This is a genomic window from Hyalangium minutum (assembly GCF_000737315.1).
GTDB lineage: Bacteria > Myxococcota > Myxococcia > Myxococcales > Myxococcaceae > Hyalangium > Hyalangium minutum.
Genome location: NZ_JMCB01000003.1, coordinates 1,211,675 through 1,229,042, shown reverse-complemented (window position 1 = coordinate 1,229,042; position 17,368 = coordinate 1,211,675). Strand labels below are relative to the sequence as shown.

Here is a 17,368-nt window from a genome sequence, read left to right as displayed (position 1 = left end):
TGAAGCTGCCGGAGAACGTGGAGATGGTGATGCCGGGCGACAACATCGCCATCGAGGTGGAGCTCATCACCCCTGTGGCCATGGAGGCGCAGCTGCGCTTCGCGGTTCGCGAGGGTGGCCGTACGGTGGGCTCCGGCGTTGTGGCCGAGGTCATCGAGTAAGCAGCCAGTCTCAGGTTCCACACAGGCACTTCGGTGCCGGGGGGAGGGTCGATTGGGCGACCTTCCCCTCTTGCCGTATAAAGAGTTCAGGTCATGCCGAAGGGTAACCGCAGCATCATTTCGCTCGAGTGCACCACCTGCAAAGAGCGCAACTACACGACCACGAAGAACAAGCGGAAGAGCCAGGACAAGCTGGAGCTGAGCAAGTTCTGCCCTCGCTGCCGCAAGCACACGGACCACAAAGAAGGTAAGGTCTAGTCGCTGAGATTTTAGGCCAGTAGCTCCAACGGTAGAGCAGCGGTCTCCAAAACCGCGTGTTGGGGGTTCGAATCCCTCCTGGCCTGCCAATTCATCCGAGAGCGGGGCCCCCGATGCCTGAAGGTACCGGGGGTCCCTGCCTTTTCCGCAGCACCCCGTGAGGCATCATGGCGACGGCATCTGAAGCCAGCCAGCAGGCAAACCGCTCGGCGATGGACCCGAAGCGGCTGGTGGTCATCTTTCTGCTCCTGGCCGGCATCGTCACCGCGCTCTTTTTCGAGCACGTCCTGGGCCTGATCTGGGCCCGCTTTGGCTGGGGAGACCCGATCCTCGTCGAGGGCGTCGACTGGCAGGTCTCTACCCTGGTCGGCTACCTGCTGGCCCTGGGCTTGGCGCTCTTGGTCTGGTTCCAACCGAAGGCCCACGCGGTGTCGATCGACATCGCCAGTGAGCTCATGAAGGTGACCTGGCCCTCTTGGTCGGAGACCCGCGCTTCGACCGTGGCTGTGATCGTCGCCTCGGTGGTGGCAGCCATCATCCTCTTCTTCATCGACACCATCGCCTACAAGTTGATGGTGGATTGGCTGCCGGCTGTGTGGGGGAAGCTGTAATGGCGATGAAATGGTACGTCGTCCACACCTACTCGAACTTCGAGAACCAGGCGAAGAAGAGCCTGGAAGAGAAGATCCGCCTCGAGGGCCTGCAGGACCAGTTCGGGGAGATCCTCATCCCGATGGAGCAGGTCGTCGAGATGGTGAAGGGCGAGAAGAAGACCTCCAAGCGCAAGTTCTTCCCGGGCTACATCTTCGTCCAGATGGAGCTCAATGACCGCACTTGGCACCTGGTGAAGAACACCCCCAAGATCACCGGGTTCCCGGGCGCCGCGCAGAACCAGCAGCCGACGCCCATCTCGGACGCCGAGGTGGCCCGGCTGACCTCGCAGATCTCCGAGGGCACCCTCAAGCCGAAGCCCAAGGTGCAGTTCGAGGATGGGGACACCGTGCGCGTCATCGACGGGCCGTTCGCCAACTTCAACGGCACGGTGGAAGAGGTCAACCCGGAGAAGGGCCGCGTGAAGGTGCTCGTGAGCATCTTCGGCCGTGCCACCCCCGTGGAACTCGATTTCATGCAGGTGGAGAAGACCACCGGCTAACCCCCTTCCGCGGTGTGTAGCCGCGGAACTCTGGGTGGGAGGGCCCTCGTCAAAGGCCCGCTCGAACCACCCACTTGAAAGGCTGTTGCCAGCTCATGAAGAAGGTCACAGGACAGGTCAAGCTGCAGATTCCCGCCGGTAAGGCGAACCCCGCTCCGCCGATCGGCCCCGCGCTCGGTCAGCAGGGCGTGAACATCATGGAGTTCTGCAAGCAGTTCAACGCCAAGACCCAGGCGGAGGCCAAGGAGGGCCTGATCATCCCGGTGATCATCACCGTGTATCAGGACCGCTCCTTCACCTTCATCCTGAAGACGCCTCCGGCCGCGATCCTCATCAAGAAGGCTGCTGGCCTGCACACCGAGAAGAAGAAGGGCTCGGGCGCCAAGAAGCCGGGCAAGGAGAAGGTGGGCCAGATCACCCGGAAGCAGCTCGAGGAGATCGCCAAGAAGAAGATCCAGGACACCACCGCGGCCTCGCTCGAGGCGTGCATGAACACCATCGCCGGCACCGCGCGCTCCATGGGTATCGACGTCGTCGGCTAACCGACGCCCTCTTCTAAAAGGATTTCTGTCATGCCGAAGATTGCCAAGAAGTTCGCCGCGGCCTCCGCCCTCGTGGACCGCAACAAGCGCTACACCATCGCCGAGGGCTTCCAGCTCCTGAAGAAGACCGTCGACGCGCGCGCCACCAAGTTCGACCAGACGGTGGACGTCGCCATCAACCTGGGCGTGGACCCCAAGCACGCGGACCAGATGGTTCGTGGCGCTGTGGTGCTCCCGCATGGCACCGGCGCCACCGTGCGCGTGGCCGTGTTCGCCAAGGGCGAGAAGGCTTCCGAGGCCGAGGCCTCCGGCGCGGACGTCGTTGGCGCTGATGATCTCGCCAAGCGCATCGAGGGAGGCTTCCTCGACTTCGATACCGTCATCGCGACCCCGGACATGATGGGCGTGGTCGGCCGGCTCGGTAAGGTGCTGGGTCCCCGCGGCCTCATGCCCAACCCGAAGGTGGGCACGGTGACGATGGACGTGAAGAAGGCCGTCGCCGACGCCAAGGGCGGTAAGGTGGAGTTCCGCGCCGAGAAGGCGGGCATTGTCCATGTGAAGATGGGCAAGTCTTCGTTCCCGGCCGACAAGCTCGAGGCCAACTTCAACACCCTGGTGGACCTGGTCATGAAGCTCAAGCCGGCCACCGCCAAGGGCGTCTATCTGAAGGGCATTGCCGTCTCCACCACCATGGGGCCTGGCATCAAGATCGACACCAACGAGATCCTCGCCCGGCACCGCTAACCGGTGAGCAATCGGCCCGGCGGGCGGACCAGCTAGGTCCGTCTGTCGGCAGCCGTACAATTTTCGTTTAGAAAAGACTGGATCTTTGCTGAAGCCGGGGGTATAGGCCCCCGGCTTTTGCAATTCGGGCGCCACGTCATTAGACGGGGTGTCCAACCCTGGTCCCAGACAGCAGGGACCGGTGAGACGGTGCACCCTCCGTTGGCAACCGGCCAACCGGTCGGAAGGTGCAGTGGTCTCTCCCGGTTCAAACGGCCGCAAGGCCAGCCCTGCCGAGACTTGGAGGTGCGGTGTGGTGCCTCTCGAAGGCTCCTCTCGCTCTGCCGCTTTGGCCCAGGCATCAAGGCCCCCCGATAGGTGGGCACAGTGAGGAGGTGAGTCAAGGTGCAGAAGAGCGAGAAGGAAGAACTGATCAAGGAGCTCTCTGAGAAGTTTCAGAAGGCTCAGACCGCCATCGTCGCCGAGTTCTCCAAGCTGGACGTGGAGACCGTGACGAAGCTCCGCAAGAAGTTCCGTGAGAGCAAGGTCGAGTACAAGGTCATCAAGAACACGCTTGCCAAGCGGGCGGCCAAGGGGACGTCGGTGGAGGTTATCTCCGACGACTTCAAGGGCCCGGTGGCGCTGGCCATCAGCTACGAGGACGTGGCGGCCCCGGCGAAGATCCTCACCGAGTTCATCAAGGACTTGGAGACGATCAAGATCCGGAGCGCGGTGGTTCAGGGTCGCAAGATCGACGTCGAGGGCGTGAAGGCTCTGGCGAAGATGCCGGGTCTGCCGGAACTGCGTGCTCAGCTGCTGGGGATGCTGACCCAGCCGGCGGGCAAGCTGGTCCGGACGCTGGCAGCCCCCGGTCAGCAGTTGGCGCGGGTGCTCCAGGCCAACGCCGACAAGGCGGGCGAGTCCAAGTAACCGTTTCGAGAAGCCGTACCACTACCAACCCACCGGCCTTTTCTCTCCTTAGGAGCGTCCGCCGGTTAGATGAACTGAGAAGGAAGAATCCACAATGGCTGCAGACATCAACGCGCTGATTGACCAGCTCTCCCAGCTCACCGTCATGGAGGCGGCGAACCTGGTGAAGGAGCTCGAGAAGAAGTGGGGCGTCTCCGCCGCCGCCGTCGCCGTCGCCGCTGGCCCGGCCGCCGGTGCCGCCGCCGCCGCTCCGGTCGAGGAGAAGACGGAGTTCACCGTCGTCCTGGCCAACGCGGGCGCCAACAAGATCAACGTCATCAAGGAGATCCGCGCGATCACCGGCCTGGGCCTGAAGGAGGCCAAGGACCTGGTCGAGGGCGCTCCCAAGACGGTCAAGGAGGGCGTCAACAAGGACGACGCCAAGAAGATCAAGGAGCAGCTCACCGCCGCTGGCGCGACCGTCGAGGTCAAGTAGTTCCCCTCGGGAGGCGCTGGGTTTGGGAAGTTTCCTCGGCGCCTACCTGATCGGATGAGCAGGCCGGTGCTCCCTTGGAGGGGGTACCGGCTTTGCCCATTTGAAGATTCCAAATTTCCCGACGCTTCCGAGCGTTACTGAAGTTTGCCCGTCCGAGCAGTGCCCGTCCCCGGAGAACGAATGCCGACGCAGATCCAGAACAACTTCCGCGTGCGGAAGACCTTCGCCAAGATCGCGAAGATCATCGACATTCCCAATCTCATCAACATCCAGAAGCAATCCTACGAGAAGTTCCTCCAGGCCGATATCGCCCCGGAGAAGCGCGAGGACATCGGTCTTCAGGGTGTGTTCAAGTCGGTGTTCCCGATCCGCGACTTCAACGAGACTTCCTCGCTGGAGTTCGTCAGCTACCATCTGGAGAAGCCGAAGTACGACGTCGATGAGTGCCACCAGCGCGGTATGACGTACTCCGCGCCCATCAAGGTCGTCGTCCGCCTGGTTGTCTGGGATAAGGACGAGGAGACCGGCGCCCAGTCCATCCGCGATGTGAAGGAGCAGGAGGTCTATTTCGGCGAAATCCCGCTGATGACCCAGAACGGCACCTTCATCATCAACGGGACCGAGCGCGTGGTCGTCAGCCAGCTGCACCGCAGCCCTGGCGCCTTCTTCGACCACGACAAGGGCAAGAGCCACTCGTCTGGCAAGCTGCTCTACAACGCCCGCATCATTCCGTACCGCGGCTCGTGGATCGACTTCGAGTTCGACCACAAGGACCTGCTGTACGTGCGCATCGACCGGCGCCGCAAGCTGCCGGCCACGGTGCTGATCCGCGCGCTGGGCGCCGTGGGCGATACCGCCAAGAAGAACCCACTCGAGTTCAAGGGCTCCACCGAGGAGATCCTGAACTACTACTACGCGACCGAGACCATCTACCTGCAGAGCGGCACCGAGTTCGAGAAGTCCGTCGAGCTCGAGCTGCTGCCCGGTCAGCGTGCCACGCGGGACATCAAGACGAAGACGGGCGACCTGATCGTCAAGAAGAACCGCAAGTTCACCCGCGCCGCCATCAAGAAGCTTGAGGCGGCCAAGATGAAGACGCTCCCTATCGACTCGGACGAGCTCTTCACCAAGGTGTCCGCCTACGACGTGGTGGACGAGAACACCGGCGAGGTCATCCTCGAGTGCAACGAGGAGGTCAGCCAGGAGAAGGTGGACGATCTCCTCAAGCGCGACATCAAGGAGTTCAAGGTCCTGTTCATCGACAACCTCAACGTGGGTCCGTACCTGCGTGAGACGCTGATGATGGACAAGATCGAGACCCCTGAGCAGGCGATCATGGAGATCTACCGCCGCCTGCGTCCGGGCGATCCTCCGACACCGGAGACGGCCACCAACCTCTTCAGCAACCTGTTCTTCAATCCCGAGCGCTACGACCTGTCCAAGGTCGGCCGCCTCAAGCTGAACTTCAAGTTCAGCCTCGAGGAGCCGCTCGACGGGCAGATCCTCACCAAGCGCGACATCCTCGAGGTCATCCGCTACCTAGTGGACCTCAAGAACGGCAAGGGGACGATTGACGACATCGACCACCTCGGCAACCGCCGCGTCCGCGCGGTGGGCGAGCTGCTCGAGAACCAGTACCGCATCGGTCTGGTCCGCATGGAGCGCGCCATCAAGGAGCGCATGAGCCTCCAGGAGATCGAGACGCTCATGCCGCACGACCTGATCAACGCCAAGCCTGTCACGGCGGTGATCAAGGAGTTCTTCGGGTCCAGCCAGCTGTCCCAGTTCATGGACCAGACGAACCCCCTGTCCGAGGTGACGCACAAGCGGCGTCTGTCCGCCCTCGGGCCCGGCGGCCTCACCCGCGAGCGTGCGGGCTTCGAGGTGCGCGACGTGCACCCGACGCACTACGGCCGCATCTGCCCCATCGAGACGCCAGAAGGTCCGAACATCGGCCTCATCGCGTCGCTGTCCACCTATGCCCGCGTCAACGAGTTCGGCTTCGTAGAGACGCCGTACCGCAAGGTCGAGGCGGGCTCGGTGACCGCGGACGTGGCCTTCTACTCCGCGCTCGAGGAGGAGAAGCACACCATCGGCCAGGCCAACGCGGAGACTGACAAGAAGGGCAAGTTCCTCAACCCCCTCGTGTCCTCTCGCCGCGGTGGTGAGTTCGTCCAGGCCAAGGCCGAGGACGTGGACCTGATGGACGTGTCCCCGAACCAGCTGGTGTCCGTGGCCGCCTCGCTCATCCCGTTCCTCGAGAACGACGACGCGAACCGCGCGCTCATGGGCTCCAACATGCAGCGTCAGGCCGTTCCGCTGCTGCGCACCGCCGCTCCGCTCGTGGGCACCGGCATCGAGGCCATTGTGGCCCGCGACTCCGGCGTCACCTGCGTGGCCCGGCGCGATGGCATCGTGGAGTCCGTGGACGCCAGCCGCATCGTCGTCAAGGCGGAGACTCCCGCGAACCTGAGCGACGTGTCCTCCGAGGTGGACATCTACAACCTGCTCAAGTACCAGCGCTCCAACCAGAACACGTGCCTCAACCAGAAGCCCATCGTCCGCAAGGGCGACAAGGTGAGGAAGGGCGACGTGATCGCGGATGGTCCGGCCACCGAGACCGGTGAGCTGGCGCTCGGCCAGAACGTGGTCGTCGCGTTCATGCCGTGGCAGGGCTACAACTTCGAGGACTCCATCCTCATCAGCGAGCGCATCCTCAAGGAGGACATCTTCACGTCCATCCACATCGAGGAGTTCGAGTGCATCGCGCGCGACACCAAGCTCGGTAAGGAGGAGATCACCCGCGACATCCCGAACGTGGGTGAGGAGGCCCTCAAGGACCTCGACGAGAGCGGCATCATCCGCATCGGCGCCGAGGTGAAGCCCGGTGACGTGCTGGTGGGCAAGATCACTCCGAAGGGTGAGACCCAGCTCTCTCCCGAGGAGAAGCTGCTCCGCGCCATCTTCGGCGAGAAGGCCGGCGACGTGCGCGACAGCTCCCTGCGCGTGCCCCCGGGCGTGGTTGGCACCGTCATCAACGCCAAGGTGTTCAGCCGCAAGGGCGTCGAGAAGGACGAGCGCGCCAAGCAGATCGAGTCCGCCGAAGAGGCCAAGCTCCTCAAGGACCAGAACGACGAGATCAAGGTCCTCCAGGACAGCGCTTACAACCGCATCCGCGCGCTGCTCCGGACCAAGGAGGCCCAGGGCAAGCTCGTGGACGACAAGGGCAAGATCCTCCTGAAGAAGGGGGACATCCTCAACGACGAGCTCCTCGCCACGGTTCCGTACAAGTACTGGGCCGAGATCTCCGTCGGCGACCCGCTCGATGGCCGCATCCGCGACATCCTCAAGAACCTCGAGGAGACCAAGGAGGCGGTGAAGCTCGCGTTCGGTGAGAAGATCGCCCGCATCAAGAAGGGCGATGAGCTCCCGCCAGGCGTCATCAAGATGGTGAAGGTGTACGTCGCCATCAAGCGCAAGCTCGCCGTGGGCGACAAGATGGCCGGCCGCCACGGGAACAAGGGTGTGGTGTCCCGCATCCTCCCCGAGGAGGACCTGCCGTACCTGGAGGACGGCCGTCCGGTGGACATCGTCCTCAACCCGCTCGGCGTGCCCAGCCGCATGAACATCGGGCAGATCCTCGAGACGCACCTGGGCTGGGCGGCCAAGGGCGTGGGCGAGCAGCTCCAGCGCTACATCGACGAGAACTACTCGGGCGAGAACCTCAAGAAGCAGCTGAAGGTCGTCTACGACGACAAGGCCTTCGGCGACTTCGTGGACACGCTGCCGGATGACGAGGTGAAGATCCTCTGCCAGCGGCTCAAGAAGGGCATCCATGTCGCCACGCCGGTGTTCGATGGCGCGCGCGAGACGGAGATCCACTCGCTGTTCGACGAGGCGCGTCTGCCTCGCACCGGCCAGATGGTGCTCTTCGATGGCCGCACCGGTGAGCCGTTCGACCAGAACGTCACCGTGGGCGTGATGTACATCCTGAAGCTGCACCACCTGGTGGACGAGAAGATCCACGCTCGGTCCATCGGGCCTTACTCCCTCGTCACGCAGCAGCCCCTGGGCGGCAAGGCCCAGTTCGGCGGCCAGCGTCTGGGAGAGATGGAGGTGTGGGCGATGGAGGCCTACGGCGCCGCGTACACGCTGCAGGAGTTCCTCACGGTCAAGTCGGACGACGTGGTGGGCCGCACGCGCATGTACGAGGCCATCGTCAAGGGCGACAACGTCCTGGAGTCCGGTCTCCCCGAGTCCTTCAACGTGCTCCTCAAGGAGCTCCAGTCGCTGGCCCTGGACGTGGAGCTGCTCGAGAGCGCGCCGCCCGAGCGCCAGCGCTCGTTCGGGGCGGACTTCGGTGGGGGAGGGGACGGCGAGGACCGCAAGACCGGGACCGAGGCGTAATTCGGAGTCGGAGGGCCGCCCCGCTGGACGCCCGCTCCCCTGAGGAGCGGGCTGCCAGCCGAGTGGCGGCACGAGCCCGCAACGGTGGAGCGCCTAGGTGCTCCAAGAGAGAGATTTCGGAGGCAACGTGAAGGACATTTTTAACTTCTTCGAGAAGCCCAAGGACCCGCTGTCGTTCAACGCCATCCGCATCGCGCTGGCGTCGCCGGACAAGATCCGGCAGTGGTCTCACGGTGAGGTGAAGAAGCCCGAGACCATCAACTACCGCACCTTCAAGCCGGAGCGGGATGGCCTGTTCTGCGCCCGCATCTTCGGGCCCGTGAAGGACTACGAGTGCAACTGCGGCAAGTACAAGCGCATGAAGCACCGTGGCGTCGTGTGCGAGAAGTGCGGCGTCGAGGTGATCCAGTCCAAGGTGCGCCGTGAGCGCCTGGGCCACATCACCCTGGCCACCCCTGTCGCGCACATCTGGTTCCTCAAGTCGCTGCCGAGCCGCATCGGCAACCTGCTCGACATCACCCTGAAGGAGCTGGAGAAGGTCCTCTACTGCGAGAGCTACATCGTCCTCGATCCGAAGGCGACGCCGCTGGTCAAGGGCGAGCTCATCAGCGAGGAGAAGATGCACCGGCTCTACCAGGAGCACGGTGAGGACTCGTTCACCGCCGGCATGGGCGGCGAGGCCGTCCGCGAGCTGCTCAAGTCCATCGAGGTGGAGCAGCTGTCCGAGGCTCTGCGCAAGGACATGCGCGAGACGAACAGCGAGGCCAAGCGGAAGAAGTACGCCAAGCGCCTCAAGGTCGCCGAGGCCTTCCGCGCCTCCGGCAACAAGCCCGAGTGGATGATGCTGGACGTCATCCCCGTCATCCCGCCCGACCTGCGTCCGCTGGTCCCCCTGGATGGCGGCCGCTTCGCCACGTCCGATCTGAACGATCTGTACCGCCGCGTCATCAACCGGAACAACCGCCTCAAGCGGCTCCAGGAGCTGAACGCGCCGGACATCATCATCCGCAACGAGAAGCGCATGCTCCAGGAGGCCGTCGACGCGCTGTTCGACAACGGCCGCCGCGGCAAGACGATCACCGGCCCGAACAAGCGGCCGCTGAAGTCCCTGTCGGACATGCTCAAGGGCAAGCAGGGCCGGTTCCGCCAGAACCTGCTCGGTAAGCGCGTGGACTACTCCGGCCGCTCCGTGATCGTGGTCGGCCCGGAGCTCAAGCTCCACCAGTGCGGCCTGCCCAAGATCATGGCGCTCGAGCTCTTCAAGCCGTTCATCTACAACAAGCTCGAAGAGAAGGGCTACGTCACCACCATCAAGAGCGCCAAGAAGATGGTGGAGAAGGAGCGTCCCGAGGTGTGGGACATCCTCGAGGACGTGATCCGCGAGCACCCCGTGCTCCTCAACCGCGCCCCGACGCTGCACCGCCTCGGCATGCAGGCCTTCGAGCCCGTCCTCATCGAGGGCAAGGCCATCCAGCTTCACCCGCTGGTGTGCGCCGCCTTCAACGCGGACTTCGACGGCGACCAGATGGCCGTGCACGTGCCGCTCTCCATCGAGGCTCAGATGGAGGCCCGCGTGCTGATGATGTCCACCAACAACATCCTCAGCCCCGCGCACGGTAAGCCCATCATCGTCCCCACGCAGGACATGGTGCTCGGCATCTACTACATGACGCGCGCCCGTGAGTTCGCTCACGGCGAGGGCCGCGTGTTCTCGTCCCCGGCCGAGGTCCGCGCCGCGTACGACCACCACGAGGTGCACCTCCAGGCGAAGATCACCTGCCGCATCGACGGCAAGCGCAAGGAGACCACGGTGGGCCGCGTCCTGCTGTGGGACATCGTCCCGCGCAAGGTCGGCTTCGACGCCATCAACAAGGTGCTCGACAAGAAGTCGCTCGGCTCGCTGATCGACCAGTGCTACCGCCTCACCGGTGAGAAGGAGACGGTGCTCCTGGCCGACCGCGTCCGCAGCCTCGGCTACACCAACGCGACCCGCGCCGGCATCTCCATCGCGCTCAAGGACATGGTCATTCCTGCCAAGAAGCAGGAGTTCCTGGACTTCGCGCGCAAGGAGGTGGCCGAGATCGAGAACCAGTACCTCGAGGGCCTCATCACCGATGGTGAGCGCTACAACAAGGTCATCGATATCTGGGCCGAGATCACCGAGAAGGTCGCTGCCGAGATGATGCAGCAGATCTCGCAGGAAGAGGCCTCGGGTGAGGGCAAGGACGGCAAGCGCGAGACGCGCAAGCAGCCGTCGTTCAACCCCATCTACATCATGGCCGACTCCGGCGCCCGCGGCTCCGCGCAGCAGATCCGCCAGCTGGCCGGTATGCGCGGCCTCATGGCCAAGCCCTCCGGCGAAATCATCGAGACGCCCATCACGGCCAACTTCCGTGAAGGCCTCTCCGTGCTCCAGTACTTCATCTCGACGCACGGCGCTCGTAAGGGTCTGGCGGACACGGCGCTCAAGACGGCCAACTCCGGTTACCTCACCCGCCGCCTCGTGGACGTGGCGCAGGACGCCATCATCAACGAGTACGACTGCGGCACCATGGACGGCCTCTACATCGGCGCCCTGGTGGAGGGCGGCGAGATCATCGAGCCGCTGGGTGAGCGCATCCTGGGCCGCGTGGCCCTGGATGACATCCTCGATCCCGTCACCGGCGAGGCCTTGGTCCGCGCCAACGAGGAGATCGACGAGGATCGCGTCAAGCGCATCGAGAACAGTGGTCTGGACCGGGTGAAGATCCGCTCGGTGCTGACCTGCCAGGCCAAGCGCGGCATCTGCGTGGAGTGCTACGGCCGTGATCTGGCCCGTGGCCGCAAGGTGTCCATCGGCGAGTCCGTGGGCGTCATCGCGGCGCAGTCCATCGGCGAGCCGGGTACCCAGCTCACGATGCGCACCTTCCACATCGGTGGTGCGGCGACGCGGCGCGCGGAGCAGTCCAGCCTCGAGAACCGCTACGCCGGTACGGTGAAGTTCGCCGGCCTCATCACGGTCCAGAAGACCGACGGCACCCTGGTGGCCATGAACCGCAACGGCGAGATCGTCGTGGTGGACGACAGCGGCCGCGAGCGCGAGCGCTACCAGGTCATCTACGGCGCCCGCATCCTCGTGAAGGAGGGCCAGCGGCTCGAGGCCGGTGTCCTCCTGGCCGAGTGGGATCCGTTCGCCATCCCGCTGCTCACCGAGGTGGGCGGTATCGTGCGCTACGATGACATCATCGAAGGCGTGACGATGAGCGAGGCGCTCGACGAGGTGACCGGCCTCAGCCGTCGCACCGTCATCGAGTCCAAGGATCCCGAGGCCCGTCCGCGCATCGCCATCCGCGATGCTCAGGGCAACGTGAAGGATCTGCCCAGCTCCAGGAACCCGGCGAGCTACTTCCTGCCGCAGGGCTCGATCATCACCGTCAACGACGGCGACGAGATCCACCCGGGCGAAGTCATCGCCAAGGTGCCTCGCGAGACCACGAAGACCAAGGACATCACGGGCGGTCTGCCCCGCGTGGCCGAGCTCTTCGAGGCCCGTAAGCCGAAGGACGCGGCGGCGATCGCGGAGATCGACGGCGTGGTGTCGTTCGGCAAGGACACCAAGGGCAAGCGCAAGCTCATCATCACGCCCGACGTGAACGGTGAGCCCCGCACGGACCTGGCCAAGGAGTACTTGATCTCCAAGGGCAAGAACATCAGCGTCCACTCCGGCGACCGCGTGAAGGCCGGCGAGGCGCTCATGGACGGCGCCGCCAACCCGCACGACATCCTCAAGGTGCTCGGCGAGAAGGAGCTCGCGCGCTACCTGGTGGACGAAGTGCAGGAGGTCTACCGGCTGCAGGGCGTGAAGATCAACGACAAGCACATCGAGACGATCGTCCGGCAGATGCTGCGCCGGGTGCGCGTCACCGAGGTGGGCGACACCAACTTCCTGGTCGACGAGCAGGTCGAGAAGTGGGTGTTCGAGGAGGAGAACGAGAAGGTCATGGCCGAGGGCAAGCGCCCGGCCGTGGGTGAGCCGCTGCTGCTCGGCATCACCAAGGCCTCGCTCTCCACCGAGTCGTTCATCTCGGCGTCCTCCTTCCAGGAGACCACCAAGGTGCTCACCGAGGCCGCCATCAACGGCAAGGTGGACTACCTGCGCGGCCTCAAGGAGAACGTCATCATGGGCCGCCTCATCCCCGCCGGTACGGGTCTGCCCAACTACAAGCACCTCGACATCGAGGTGGAGAGCCCGACCGACGAGGTCAACGAGATGGAGGCCGCTCTGGCCGCCACTCACGGAGACTCGGCGCCCATGCAGGCGCCCGCGTCCCGCTCCGAGGGCACCCAGACGTCGGGTGCCGCCTAACGGCTCTCCCGGCCTGAGCGCCTGAAGTACCCGCCGCCGCCCCGGCTTCCTGCCTGGGCGGCGGTTGCTTTTTCGCCCAACGATCAGATCAGTCGGCCTGTCTTGACCCGGATGATGCGTTGCGTTAAGTTGATTCGCCAGTCAACGGTAGTACCCACAAGGAGAAGGACATGGCGACCAACGGTATGGGGCGGAACCTGGAGTCGTTCGTGAAGCAGCAGATCGAGGGCGCGCAGAAGCGCTTCGAGGGACTTGAGAGCGAGGCGGGCAAGGTGCTCCGCACTCTCAAGGCTCGCAGCCGCGGCCCGGCGCGCGAGGTGGAGAAGCTGCTCGGGCAGATCAACTCGGACGCACTCCTGGAGAACCCGAAGGTGAAGGAGCTGGGCCGCAAGGCCACGCAGGTCAGCTCCGAGCTGCGCAAGCGCCTGGATGGTTTCCAGACGAAGGCGGTCGAGGCCGTGGGCGTGGCCAGCCAGGCTCAGGTCAAGGAGCTCAACCGCGAGCTGTCCCGCCTGTCCAAGAAGCTCGATCAGATCCTGCCACCCTCGGTGAAGAAGGTGACGTCGCGGGGCACGAACCGAGTGTCTGCTCCCTGACACACTGCTTCATTTGTCAGTGAACGAAGGGAGGGGTGGGCTGTAAACGGCCGTTCCCTTCGTAACCGGCCTGTGATTACGTCCTGGCCATCTTTCCGTGGTCCCAGGTCTTTCCGGCCTGGGGGCACTCCCGGAGCGACCGAATGGATAAGCCAGAGGCCCCCCGAGAGAAGCACCCCGTTGCCGAAACCTTTGAGCGCATCTGGAGCCAGGCCTTGCTCGCCGTCTCCACGGCTGAGGAGGAAGTGAACCGGACCCTCCAGCGCGTGGCCACCACGGCCGGCTGGAGCCAGGAAGAGGTGAAGCGCCACGCCCGCGAGTTCACTGAGAAGCTCGTGGGCCACCGCAAGGACCTGGAGCACTCGGTAGAAGTCGCCGTGAAGGGCGCGCTCGCGCGGCTGAAGGTACCCCGGCGCGAGGATCTGCAGGAGTTCGATGCGCGGCTGAGCAAGTTGGCCGAGCGCATCGACGCCCTGGGGCGCGAGAAGTGATGGCCCCGCCCACGGCGGGCTCGGGCGGTCAGTGGCTGGCCCGGCTTCACTCCCTGAGTTCTGGCTGCGCGAAGCTGCCGTTGCTCGCGGGGCTGGCGCTCGTCGTCTCCGCTCGCATCATCCCCGTCCTGGGCGAGCCTGCACCGGCACCCGTGGTGCCAGTGGCTGTCGTGGCCGAGCCGGCCTCCCATGATGCCGCCCTGATCGACGCCGTGCTGGCCAAGCGGGCCCCGGACCTGGGACTGACGCTGCGCCGGCAGCTCGGCCAGGCCATCGCCGAGGAGGCCCAGCGCACGGGGTATGATCCGTTGTTGATCCTGGCCCTCATCGACGTGGAGTCGGACTTCGAGGAGGAAGCCATCTCCATGAAGGGGGCTCGCGGGCTGATGCAGATCAAGCCCAGCACGCTCCACTTCCTGGCCGGCAAGGAGGGCCTGCGGCTCTCCCGGGAGGAAGTGGCGGCGGATCCCGCACTGTGCGTGCGTCTCGGCATTCGCTACCTGCGCAACCTCCAGGAGCGCTTCGGCGGAGACTTGGATCTGGCGCTCATGGCCTACAACGCGGGCCCTACTCGCATCCGCAAGGCCTTGAAAGAAGGGGAGCTGGAGGCTTTCCGCCGCTACCCCCGCTTGGTGAGGCGTGACTTCCGCCGCTTCCGCGAAGGGCAGGGGCTTGGCGGGGACTGGGCCCTGGCGCAAAGGGAAGATGGCAAGGAAACTCCCACCCCCTGAGCCCTCGTGGTGAATGTCGGACCGTCAGGAGCGTTCACATTACGTGTACGCGCTCCTTGTCCGGTCCCGCAGGGTGCGGTATGGGCTTGCAAGTTCCTGGGACCTTTGAGGATTTCCAGGAGAAAAGCGCATGTACCGCTCGATTTTGTCCGCCGCTGTCCTCACGTTCGCGGTCGTGATGGCGCCCGCCTCGGCGCTGGCTGCCTCCGTGTATCTCAACGGCGTCCGTATCGATGGGGTCACCAACCAGAAGTTCGAGAAGGCCACCGTCCGCATCGACGAGAAGGGCGATATCCACATCACCGCCGTCGGCTACGCGGTCCGTATGGAGACAGTTCCTGCTCCCGCGGCTCCGCCTCCTGCCCCCGCGGCTGTGACACCGCCCCCGGCTCCCGCAGGCCAGCCTCCGGCGGCTCCGGCTCCCACACCTTCCACCGCTCCGGCTCCCACACCTTCCACCGCTCCGGCGGCCCCAGCAACTCCGCCTCCCGCTGAGGCCTCCGAGGGCCCTCCGAGGCTCACCCGGCGCTACTGGCTCGTCACCGAACAGGCGGTCCCGGGTATGTCGGAGTACGATATCGACCTCTACATCAACTCGAAGTGGGTCCGGAAACTCCGGAATAACGAGGAGCAGATCATCACGGAGGTCACCCGCCATCTTCAGCCGGGGAAGAACATCGTTCTGCTCAGTCCCCACAAAGTGGTGTCCGGAGAGCGGAAGAGTTATTCGCCTCGGCACTACTTCAAGGTCATCATTGGAGAGGGCAACGTGGGCGGGGACAACGTGATGATTGACAACCCGATCATCAAGTTCCAGCGCACCGCCGCGGATACGAAGGACGATTCCGAGGAGTTCACCCTCACCACCCGATAGCGCCCGAGGAGGCGGCTGGTTCCTTGTTCAATATCGACGAGAGATATCGCGGGCTTCCCGCGAGCCGCGAGCAGGTGATCGCGCTCCATACGTCGCTGAACTCGCCGCACCTGTTCATCCCAGGCAAGCCGGCGGGTCCGGCGCAGGCGTTCATCCTGGGGCTGCGTGGCTCTACGGGCTTCGCGACCTTCATCTACCTGTATCTGTCCGAGGCCGCCGAGTGCGCGGTGTACGTCTCCGGCAAGCGCAACACCAGCTTCGAGGAGTACCTGGGCGAGGAGGCCGAGGCGCTGGCCTTCGTGGAGTCCATGGGCTTCATGATGGACAACTCGAACTGGCGCTCCATGGCGCAGGCGACGCAGGAGGAGCTGCTGAAGACGCTGCCCGTGTTCTTCCGGGACCCGAAGCAGGTGCCGGCTGTCGCGAAGAAGGTCGAGGAGAAGAAAAACGCCGCTGCTACGCTGGGCCGGTTCCTCGCCGCGTTCTGATTCCTTCGCCCCGAGTTCTCTCCATGGTTCGTGTCTCCCTCGTCTCGTCCCTGGCGCTCGCGCTTCTGCTCTCCGGTTGCAGGCATATCCCCACCGAGAAGGAGCGGCAGACCGCCGAAATCCGCTACAACCTGGGCGTGCAGGCGCAGCAGGCCGGCAACATCCAGGAGGCGCTGAGCGAGTTCCAGCGCGCGGTGGAGATTGATCCGGACAACGCCGAGGCCCAGAACGCCCTGGGCATCCTGCTGCACCTGTCGTTCCGGCGGCACGCGGAGGCCATCGAGCACTACCAGAAGGCGCTGGAGATCCGGCCGACGTTCTCCGAGGCCCGCTCCAACCTGGCCAACGTGTACCTGGACCAGGGCCAGTACGATCAGGCCATCAAGCTCTACGAGCAGGTGCTCAACGACATGCTCTATCCCACGCCCTTCATCGCGCAGGGCAACATGGGGTGGGCCTATTACAAGAAGGGCGACACCGAGAAGGGGCTGGAGAACATCAAGGCCGCCGTGACGCTCAACCCGAACTTCTGCCTGGGCTTCAAGAACCTGGGCCTCATCTACGAGCAGACGGGAAGCACCGAGGAGGCGTGCAAGCAGTTCGCCCACTACCGCGAGCAGTGCCCGGACGTGGCGGATGCCCACATGCGCGAGGGCGTGTGTCTGGCGAAGCTGGGCCAGGGGGATGCCGCTCGTGAGCGCCTGCAGACCTGCGAGGCCAAGGCCGACCAACCGTCGCAGAAGCAGCTCAAGGACGAGTGCCAGCGCCTGCGGGAGAACCTGTAGGCCGCCAGGGACGCCCGTGGACCACGTCGACTTCGGCAAATACCTCTCCCAGCAGCGCGAGCTGCGAGGGATGTCGCGCGAGGACATCTCCCGGGCGACGAAGATTCCTCCGAGCCTGGTGGCCGCCCTCGAGGAGGGGCAGGTGGAGCGCCTGCCGGCCCGGATCTTCGTGCTCAACTACATCCGGGCCTATGCCCACGTGATTGGCATGGCCCCCGAGGATGCCGTCCTTCGTTACGAGGAGGTGGACAAGGCCACCCCGGCGCCCACTCCTGCGGCGCTCGAGAAGGAGCGGCGGCGGCGCGCCTATGTGGGCCTGACGGTGATGCTGCTCGTCCTGGCGCTCGGCGTGTATGGATTCCTGGTGGCGACCGGGAAGCTTCCTCGCCCCTTCGGGGGTTGAGTCAGG

The 17,368-nt window shown here is 64.7% G+C and carries 17 protein-coding genes and 1 tRNA gene; all 18 read left to right on the top strand.

The window, feature by feature from the left end:
• Positions 1 to 161, top strand: a 161-nt coding sequence (locus tag DB31_RS46450; protein ID WP_476702761.1) for an EF-Tu C-terminal domain-related protein, incomplete at its 5' end; no start/stop codon positions are given.
• A 93-nt stretch (positions 162 to 254) separates the two neighbouring features.
• Positions 255 to 419 (top strand): 50S ribosomal protein L33, encoded by a 165-nt coding sequence (rpmG, locus tag DB31_RS11560; RefSeq protein ID WP_002617522.1) that lies wholly within the window; start codon positions 255 to 257, stop codon positions 417 to 419.
• Positions 420 to 432: 13 nt separating this feature from the next.
• A tRNA-Trp gene (locus DB31_RS11555) sits at positions 433 to 508 on the top strand.
• Between the two features lie 78 nt (positions 509 to 586).
• Positions 587 to 1,030, top strand: coding sequence for a preprotein translocase subunit SecE (gene secE / locus DB31_RS11550; RefSeq protein WP_044186080.1), 444 nt, complete (start codon positions 587 to 589; stop codon positions 1,028 to 1,030).
• Positions 1,030 to 1,572, top strand: coding sequence for a transcription termination/antitermination protein NusG (nusG, locus tag DB31_RS11545; RefSeq protein ID WP_044186079.1), 543 nt, complete (start codon positions 1,030 to 1,032; stop codon positions 1,570 to 1,572). The genes secE and nusG overlap by 1 nt, the downstream gene beginning before the upstream one ends.
• A 95-nt stretch (positions 1,573 to 1,667) precedes the next feature.
• Positions 1,668 to 2,114 (top strand): 50S ribosomal protein L11, encoded by a 447-nt coding sequence (gene rplK, locus DB31_RS11540; protein ID WP_044186078.1) that lies wholly within the window; start codon positions 1,668 to 1,670, stop codon positions 2,112 to 2,114.
• A gap of 30 nt (positions 2,115 to 2,144) precedes the next feature.
• Positions 2,145 to 2,858, top strand: coding sequence for a 50S ribosomal protein L1 (gene rplA / locus DB31_RS11535; RefSeq protein ID WP_044186077.1), 714 nt, complete (start codon positions 2,145 to 2,147; stop codon positions 2,856 to 2,858).
• A gap of 384 nt (positions 2,859 to 3,242) precedes the next feature.
• Positions 3,243 to 3,767, top strand: coding sequence for a 50S ribosomal protein L10 (gene rplJ, locus DB31_RS11530; protein WP_044186076.1), 525 nt, complete (start codon positions 3,243 to 3,245; stop codon positions 3,765 to 3,767).
• A 94-nt stretch (positions 3,768 to 3,861) separates the two neighbouring features.
• Positions 3,862 to 4,242, top strand: a complete 381-nt coding sequence (gene rplL, locus DB31_RS11525; RefSeq protein ID WP_044186075.1) for a 50S ribosomal protein L7/L12 — start codon at positions 3,862 to 3,864, stop codon at positions 4,240 to 4,242.
• 180 nt (positions 4,243 to 4,422) lie between these two features.
• The gene (gene rpoB, locus DB31_RS11520) at positions 4,423 to 8,649 is read left to right on the top strand and encodes a DNA-directed RNA polymerase subunit beta (RefSeq protein ID WP_044186074.1); all 4,227 of its coding nucleotides are present in this window, start codon (positions 4,423 to 4,425) and stop codon (positions 8,647 to 8,649) included.
• A gap of 127 nt (positions 8,650 to 8,776) precedes the next feature.
• On the top strand, positions 8,777 to 12,994 hold the full coding sequence (gene rpoC, locus DB31_RS11515; RefSeq protein ID WP_044186369.1) for a DNA-directed RNA polymerase subunit beta': 4,218 nt from the start codon (positions 8,777 to 8,779) through the stop codon (positions 12,992 to 12,994).
• A 170-nt stretch (positions 12,995 to 13,164) separates the two neighbouring features.
• Entirely contained in the window at positions 13,165 to 13,590 is a 426-nt protein-coding gene (locus DB31_RS11510; protein WP_044186073.1) for a hypothetical protein, read from the top strand.
• 143 nt (positions 13,591 to 13,733) lie between these two features.
• A complete protein-coding gene (locus DB31_RS11505; protein ID WP_044186072.1) occupies positions 13,734 to 14,081 on the top strand; it encodes a phasin family protein in 348 nt (115 codons plus the stop codon).
• Positions 14,081 to 14,812, top strand: a complete 732-nt coding sequence (locus DB31_RS11500) for a lytic transglycosylase domain-containing protein (protein WP_044186071.1) — start codon at positions 14,081 to 14,083, stop codon at positions 14,810 to 14,812. Before DB31_RS11505 ends, DB31_RS11500 begins: the two co-directional genes overlap by 1 nt.
• Before the next feature lie 130 nt (positions 14,813 to 14,942).
• A complete protein-coding gene (locus DB31_RS11495) occupies positions 14,943 to 15,686 on the top strand; it encodes a hypothetical protein (RefSeq protein ID WP_044186070.1) in 744 nt (247 codons plus the stop codon).
• 23 nt (positions 15,687 to 15,709) lie between these two features.
• Positions 15,710 to 16,174 (top strand): hypothetical protein, encoded by a 465-nt coding sequence (locus DB31_RS11490; protein ID WP_044186069.1) that lies wholly within the window; start codon positions 15,710 to 15,712, stop codon positions 16,172 to 16,174.
• 23 nt (positions 16,175 to 16,197) lie between these two features.
• Positions 16,198 to 16,959, top strand: a complete 762-nt coding sequence (gene tgl, locus DB31_RS11485) for a social motility TPR repeat lipoprotein Tgl (RefSeq protein ID WP_044186068.1) — start codon at positions 16,198 to 16,200, stop codon at positions 16,957 to 16,959.
• A 16-nt stretch (positions 16,960 to 16,975) separates the two neighbouring features.
• Entirely contained in the window at positions 16,976 to 17,362 is a 387-nt protein-coding gene (locus DB31_RS11480) for a helix-turn-helix domain-containing protein (RefSeq protein ID WP_044186067.1), read from the top strand.
• The last annotated feature ends 6 nt before the right edge of the window (positions 17,363 to 17,368 follow it).

Bases quoted from the DNA above. Each gene is read 5' to 3' on its own strand.
- rpoB (WP_044186074.1), top strand. From the start codon at position 4,423: ATGCCGACGCAGATCCAGAACAACTTCCGCGTGCGGAAGACCTTCGCC.
- DB31_RS11505 (WP_044186072.1), top strand. From the start codon at position 13,734: ATGGATAAGCCAGAGGCCCCCCGAGAGAAGCACCCCGTTGCCGAAACC.
- secE (WP_044186080.1), top strand. From the start codon at position 587: ATGGCGACGGCATCTGAAGCCAGCCAGCAGGCAAACCGCTCGGCGATG.
- rplK (WP_044186078.1), top strand. From the start codon at position 1,668: ATGAAGAAGGTCACAGGACAGGTCAAGCTGCAGATTCCCGCCGGTAAG.
- rplL (WP_044186075.1), top strand. From the start codon at position 3,862: ATGGCTGCAGACATCAACGCGCTGATTGACCAGCTCTCCCAGCTCACC.
- DB31_RS11510 (WP_044186073.1), top strand. From the start codon at position 13,165: ATGGCGACCAACGGTATGGGGCGGAACCTGGAGTCGTTCGTGAAGCAG.
- DB31_RS11495 (WP_044186070.1), top strand. From the start codon at position 14,943: ATGTACCGCTCGATTTTGTCCGCCGCTGTCCTCACGTTCGCGGTCGTG.
- rplA (WP_044186077.1), top strand. From the start codon at position 2,145: ATGCCGAAGATTGCCAAGAAGTTCGCCGCGGCCTCCGCCCTCGTGGAC.
- tgl (WP_044186068.1), top strand. From the start codon at position 16,198: ATGGTTCGTGTCTCCCTCGTCTCGTCCCTGGCGCTCGCGCTTCTGCTC.
- rpmG (WP_002617522.1), top strand. From the start codon at position 255: ATGCCGAAGGGTAACCGCAGCATCATTTCGCTCGAGTGCACCACCTGC.
- DB31_RS11500 (WP_044186071.1), top strand. From the start codon at position 14,081: ATGGCCCCGCCCACGGCGGGCTCGGGCGGTCAGTGGCTGGCCCGGCTT.
- nusG (WP_044186079.1), top strand. From the start codon at position 1,030: ATGGCGATGAAATGGTACGTCGTCCACACCTACTCGAACTTCGAGAAC.